5 protein-coding genes are annotated in these 6,508 nt (G+C 59.4%); 3 read left to right on the top strand and 2 right to left on the bottom strand.

All coding sequences use genetic code 11. The features are described from left to right. Positions 1-66: 66 nt before the first annotated feature. Positions 67-747 (bottom strand): recombinase family protein, encoded by a 681-nt coding sequence (locus tag ABW043_RS18415; RefSeq protein ID WP_353922657.1) that lies wholly within the window; start codon positions 745-747, stop codon positions 67-69. Between the two features lie 175 nt (positions 748-922). Between ABW043_RS18415 and ABW043_RS18410 the strand changes: the two genes are divergently transcribed. Next, complete coding sequence (locus ABW043_RS18410) at positions 923-2,026, top strand: DUF2806 domain-containing protein (protein WP_353922656.1); 1,104 nt, start codon at positions 923-925, stop codon at positions 2,024-2,026. Positions 2,027-2,138: 112 nt separating this feature from the next. Continuing rightward, on the top strand, positions 2,139-2,639 hold the full coding sequence (locus tag ABW043_RS18405) for a hypothetical protein (RefSeq protein ID WP_353922655.1): 501 nt from the start codon (positions 2,139-2,141) through the stop codon (positions 2,637-2,639). A 5-nt stretch (positions 2,640-2,644) separates the two neighbouring features. Here the strand turns inward: ABW043_RS18405 and ABW043_RS18400 are convergent, their stop codons facing one another. After that, the gene (locus ABW043_RS18400) at positions 2,645-4,042 is read right to left on the bottom strand and encodes a site-specific integrase (protein WP_353922654.1); all 1,398 of its coding nucleotides are present in this window, start codon (positions 4,040-4,042) and stop codon (positions 2,645-2,647) included. Positions 4,043-4,309: 267 nt separating this feature from the next. Here ABW043_RS18400 and ABW043_RS18395 point away from each other — a divergent pair. After that, on the top strand, positions 4,310-6,508 hold a 2,199-nt coding region (locus ABW043_RS18395; protein WP_353922653.1), incomplete at its 3' end, for a TonB-dependent siderophore receptor.

Below are 6,508 nucleotides of genomic sequence, written 5' to 3'. Positions count from 1 at the left end.
GAGCCTATGAGGGCCGAGAGGACCAAGAAGGCTGCGCCGATCTGGATGAGGGCCATGGGTGTGCTCCTACGCAGCGCTGCGGTCTAGCAGGTTCTTCACTGACGTTGCGTGCCACTGCCCGCCGCGCGCGGTCTGGACGCCTCGGACGTTAAGGGCCTCAGCAATCTCCCGCAGGGTGGTCGCTCCGGCTTTCTGAATTGCCTTGACGATGGGGAGCACATTGGCAGCGTGACGGTCGGCGTTGGCCTTGATGCTGCTCACAGCGACCGCGCGCGCTTCTGAGATGCTCGGATTACCTAGCACCTTGCCTGACGCCTTCGCGGCTGCGAGTGCATCTTTGGTGCGCTTGGAAATGACCTTCACTTCCTTCTCGTCAATCGCTGCCCACAGATGGAGCATGAAGGGGTCCACGTCCGTCCCAAGCTCGGTGACGACGAAGGGGACCTTCTGAGCCATGAGACCGGAGATGAAGTGCACGTCACGGCCGAGACGGTCCAGCTTAGAGACCACCACCTTGCACTTCAGCTTGCGCGCTGTGGCGAGAGCCTGAGCCAGCTTCGGGCGACGGGAGAGGGCGTCTGACCCCTTGCCTGTCTCGACTTCCACGAACTCCTGGGCGACCTCGAAGCCTTCGGAGGCGGCGAAGCGAGCGATAGCCTCCCGTTGCGCCTCTAGGCCGAGACCGGACCGCCCCTGACGAGAGGTCGAGACGCGGAGATAGCTGATGAAGGGCTCCGAGGGACGCATGACGTGCTCCAAATGCCGTTTGTATAAGAAGTATACGGACATTTAGATTTTGTACAAGGGTGATGTGGGCACATTTCAGAATCTCAGGGATTCCGGTAGCGCATAGCTCGACCTCCGCAGAGGAGTGGAGGAAACTGAAGTCAGCAATACGTACATCTGTGAGGGGGGCGCGCGCGTGAGCAAGGTCGATGACAATACATCAATTAAGCGTTCTGGGGTGACGTTGCCAGGGCAGCCTACGGAGGAAGCACTTGCGGAAGTAGGGAGCGCGGCTGGAAACTCTCTCGTTCGTGGTCTCCAGCGATTGGGTGGTGCTTGGATAGGTGAATGGACAGCCTCCCAAGAAGCCAGAGCGGAAGCAGCGCGTATGGCTATCGAGACCGATGCCGACCTTGAGCGGCAAGGGGTTATCGCGGGTGTGCGGCGCGCTGAGGAGATGCAGGAGATGGAGCATCAAGCCGCTTTGCATCGGCGCGCAATGCGATTGCGACACGAACTTGCAACAGAGCAGCTCAATCTAGAAGCCGTACAGCGCCGCGCTCTGGTACTCGTTGAGCAAGAGTCTAGCAAAGAAAAATCACGGGAGGTGGATGACGATTGGCTATCGCGTTTTGCCGACCTGGCGCAGAAGGTTTCGGATAGCGCCATTCAGGAGCTATGGGCGCGCACTCTTGCTTCTGCCGTCCTTGACACAAAGGTGCGAGTATCGGCGGCGGGGCTTCAGCTGCTCGCGCTGATGGATGGTGAAACAGCAGAGCAATTCTCGAATTTTTGTTCTTTGGAGAGGGTATTGGAGGGAGTTCCCATGGGCTTTGGACGTGACGATGGGGAAGGCGCGCTTTTATTTGACCCCTTCATGTTGCGTGAGGCCGGATTGATCGAACAGCAGCGTAAAGAGAAACCTTTCGAGATATTTGGCGCGCGCATAGGCGATGACCGAAGCGGGCGATCCAACGAGAGCGTAACCTGCTGGGGTACGACGAGGCGAGGGTACGAGTTGTATCGAGCTGTCCTGAAGGGCAGAGAGAAAGATGTTTCACAAGAGAAATTGATGGCTTGTGCTCAGCATATAATCAATGACGCCACGCGTTGGGGCGAGGCAGCAATTGTTCCTCTATTGGACGGCGCGCCACAATCGTCCATCATTTTGGTAAAGCGTGGAGAAGATCAGCCGCCAGGGCGTGCGTGGAGCGGAGGTTCTTCAACTCACTTGTTAGGTTCGCAGCTATCAGCACTCATTGAATGGGCTGGGACGAAATACGACCTCCGAGTTCGTTAAGGAGAGACGTGTGAGATGCAACAACGCGCGCTGGTTGAATGGTACACAAGAGTAATGATTCGACACGCAATCCCGATCAGTCCAGGCTCTTTAGAGAACGCGCGGAGCACAGATGGCTGACAAGAAATCTAAATACGTCCCATTCGTCACCGAAGTGATGGTTGCGCGCTGTCCGAGGCTGAATGAACCCGACACGGAAGGGCTCTATTCAGACGGCAAGTATAAGACTGAAGCAACTGCCGACGAGTTTTATACGAAGACGCTCCAAAAGATGATCCAGGCGAAGGCCGATGAATATTTCGGCGGCAAGAGGTGCGTCCATCTGCCGTGGAAGAAGCCGAAGGATGGCAGGATCGCCTTCATGTTCAAGTCCCCGAAGAAGAAGCCAGAGCTATTCGATGCCAAAGGCGCGCCGCTTAAGCCGAATGTTCGCATCGGGGAGGGGGCGCTGATTCGCATATCAGGAGTGATGGCCGCGTGGGAGAAGGGGACCAAACGCGGTGTAAGCCTATGGCCTGACGCGGTTAGGGTCATCAAGCTTGCAGACAGCTTCAATGCTGGAGCCGCGTTCGGGCCTCCTGAGGATGGCTACGACGGGAGCACCTCTGCGTAAGAACCTCAAGACGCTTCAGAGGCCATCTCAGCCTTGGTTCGCCGCTTGTAGACCGCCTGCTTAGTGGCCTCACAAGCGGTCCTGAGCGCGCCCATGACCTTGGGGCCGTAATCCACTTTTGCGATAACGCCGCGTAGCTTTACCCGCTGCCCCCGCGAATAGTGACCAAATGTCATGCTATCGCGCGCATGGCCGACAACCAGCTTCAGAGCGCTTTCTGGCACCTCCTGGCCCTCCATCATCGTCATGAATGTGTGCCTAAGCGCGTGAAAGTCTTGCCAGCGGTCCTTCACGCCTACTTGAGCCCTGTATCGTCCATAGGCTTTGGACACGTACCACATGCGCTTGTTGTCTGGTCCTCCAGGCGTGAGGCCTTTGAACAAGTAGTCGTCTTCATCGCGGAGCCGCCGTTCGATAATAGGGGAGGCAAGCTCATGCAGTGGAACATCACGGATTGCCGCGTCGGTCTTGCCCCCTGTGATGGACAGCCAGTAGCCGTCCTCGCGTTTGGTGGCATCTACAGCTTTCATCGCGCACAGTTCATCCAGGCGCGGTCCACCGAGCAGGGCGATGCACGTGAGGTCCGAGAGGAGCTGAGCGTATTTTGGAGTTGTGTAAGTGCCTTCGAGGAGCTTTACGACCTGCTCATCGGTGAGGGCGGTGCGTGTTGCTGTCTTTGGCTTCTTGCCGAGCTTGTGGCCTAGCCAAGGGTTCACGTCAGTCCCAACAAGCCCCTTGCTTTGCAGCCATTCCCAAAACTGCGAGAGCGAGGAGAGGTGACGTTTGATGGTACGTCTAGCGAGACCGGAGGTCGCTAGAAGCTCCGAGACGTACTCCCCAGCCTTCATGCGGTCGGTTTCTTGGATGGTCGTGTACGCACCAGCCCATCCGAGGAAGCGTTCTATCGAGGATCGATGCTGGCTCTTGGTTTGCTCAGTGGCCTGCACTTCATCGGCAAAGACCGTGTAATGGTGCTTGATGGCCACTCCTGAACCTGTGGCCTCCTTGCGGAAGCGGCGGGACGCGGCGACCCCATACTTTTCCTCGATCTGTTTGGCGTCCTGCTCAATCGCCGCCTCCAGGCCGAAAGTGTCGGTGAAGTCCTCTCGATCTTCCTCGTACTGGCGGCGGTCGGACTCGGGGGAGTTGAGGTCGGACCGGTACTCGGCGGCGGCAAGTCGGATAGCGGCCTCAGGGTCCCCTTGCGCGCGTAGGGCCTCATCAAGCTGGCGGCGGAAGTCGTCCAGATAGGAATGTTTGCGCTTATTCGCTTCGACCAAATTAGTCGTCTTGAGTGACCGCTTGAACCGGGCCTTTTGGAGCATCTGGCGTTGGGCAAGTGTCAGCTCCAGCACGACGTGCCACGTGTTCCCGATCTTCCTGAGATTGTCTTGCGATGACACACTATACACCCCGCCAATACACCCACTTGTATTCACGCAGAGGCTATTATACAAGGATTTACTGGCGAGAACGTAGTTCGGCTAAGGGTCCAGGTTCCCCAGCCAGCTAAGCTTAAATCTTCAAGCGTCTGATTTCCCTAGATAAAGTGGCGGCTTTGGCCAGCGGCCGCTCGCGCCTAATTGTAAACTAATTCTAAACAGCCCTCCGTAGCCGCGACATCACGCGTCCCGTAGTCCTAAGGCAACTACTAATCTGAGGGGGCGGGCGTGAACAACTTAAAGGACTATAGGCGCTATCTATATACCGGCGTGGTCACTGGTATTTTTTCCTTTGGACTGGCTGGGTTTGGGGCCTCGGAAAGTAATGCGCAGACCGCCCAGCAACGCGTCCTGCCGCCGGTGTCGGTCGATGCTCCGCAGCAGCGTGCGCGGCCGGCCCGAGTAGTGCGGACACGGACCGCGCCGCAGCGCGCTGCCCGTGTCGCGCCTCGGCAGGCGGTCGAACAGCCTCCCGCCGCACCCGTCACGACCATGGGATCGACCCGGACGATCGGCACGCCGGCACCGGCCTATGCAGGTGGCCAGGTCGCGACGGGGGGCACGCTCGGCCTGCTCGGCAGCACGAGCGTGATGAACACGCCGTTCAGCACGACAAACTTCACGTCGCAGCTGATCGAAAACCAGCAAGGGCGCACGGCTGCCGATACGCTGATCAACGACGCCTCGGTGCGCGCGACCACCGCTGCCAACGGCTTCGATGACTCGCTCCAGATACGTGGCTTCCAGGTCGGCCCGGAGGATGTTGGTCTCAATGGCCTTTACGGGCTGGCGGCGCCCAATCACGTGCCCTCGCAGATCATCGAGCGGATCGAGCTCCTGAAAGGGCCGGGCGCGCTGATCAATGGCATGGCGCCGGGCGGCAGCGTCGGGGGCGCCGTCAACATCGTCACCAAGCGCGCCGGCGAAGTGCCGTTCGCGCGCATCACGCCGTTTTTCATGAGCGCTGGCAATTACGGCCTGCATCTGGAAACAAGCGCGCGCTATGGCGACAACAAGGAGTGGGGCATCCGCTTTAACGGCGTCGGCCGCAACGGCGAAGCCTCGATCGACAACGGGAACTGGCGCTCGGGCCTTGGTGCGCTGGCGATCGACTATCGCGGCGAGCGCCTCCGCTGGACCCTGGATGCGATCTCGCAGAACGACGATACCAGGAACTTCCGCCCGCAGATCACCATCGACTCCACGGTGCCGTTCATCCCGCGGCCGCCGGATGCGCGGAGCAACTGGTATCCCGGCCAGAACCTCAAGCAGCGCGACAATATCATCGCATCGGGTCTCGAATTCGACATCACCGACTGGCTGACGGCCTATGCGGGCCTCGGCTATCGCGATGGCAACGGCCAGCAGAATCTTGCCGAGTCACGTCTCGGATTCCTCGGAATCCCGGGCGTGGGCGATGGCGTCAACCAGTTCGGTAATTTCGGCGTCTACAACGCTTATTACGATTTCTACAGCAAGGCGGTGAGCGGCAATGTCGGCCTGCGCTCGCAATTCAACACCGGCTTCATCGGCCACAAGGTCAATGTCGCCTTTACCGGTTTCAACCGGGAAGACGGCTATGGCTACGCCACGTCGTTCGACAATGTCTCGAGCCCGGCGGTCGCTTTCTCAAATCTCTACAATCCGTCGCCCATTCCGGTGATCGAGGCCGGGCGTCCGTCTATGGGGAAAAGTGGCGACCTGACGCTCACGAGCGTCGCGGTGGCGGACACCATGTCGTTCCTGAACGATGCGGTGCTGTTCACGCTGGGTGTTCGTCACCAGAAGGTGAAGCAGGAAGGGTTCGATCCCATCACCGGGTTGAGCTTGGGCAGCGCCTATGATGCCGATGCAACGAGCCCGCTGGCAGGACTGGTGATCAAGCCCTGGCACAATGTGTCGCTCTACGCGAATTATGCGGAAGGACTGTCACCGGGGCAGGTGGTCGGTCCTCCTGCGCCAAATGTCGGGACAGTGCTCTCTCCCTACAAGTCGAAGCAGCAGGAAGCCGGCGTGAAAGTCGACTGGGGCACCATCACCACCACCGTGGCCGTGTTCCAGATCGCGCGTCCGAACGTGACCACGAGCCCGACCGGGGTGATTTCCTATAACGGCGAACAGCGCAATCGGGGCGTGGAGGTCAACGCCTATGGCCTGTTGATGCCTGGCCTGCGCGGCATCGTCAGCGCGACGTTCCTGCGGCCGGAACTGACCAACCCCGACAATCCGGCAGATCGAGGCAATGATGCGGCCGGTGTGCCGAACAAGACCTTCTCCGCCGGTCTCGATTGGGATGCACCATGGGTCCCGGGCCTCGCCTTCAATGGCCGCGTCATCTACACCGCCGGCTCCTATCTCACGAACGCAAATCTGCTGCGCTATGACGATTGGGCACGTCTCGACCTCGGCGCGCGCTACACGACCATG

Source organism: Devosia sp., assembly GCF_040509215.1.
Lineage (GTDB): Bacteria > Pseudomonadota > Alphaproteobacteria > Rhizobiales > Devosiaceae > Devosia.
This window is presented reverse-complemented; position numbering and strand designations above follow the sequence as displayed.

Bases quoted from the DNA above. Each gene is read 5' to 3' on its own strand.
- ABW043_RS18415 (WP_353922657.1), bottom strand. From the start codon at position 747: ATGCGTCCCTCGGAGCCCTTCATCAGCTATCTCCGCGTCTCGACCTCT.
- ABW043_RS18405 (WP_353922655.1), top strand. From the start codon at position 2,139: ATGGCTGACAAGAAATCTAAATACGTCCCATTCGTCACCGAAGTGATG.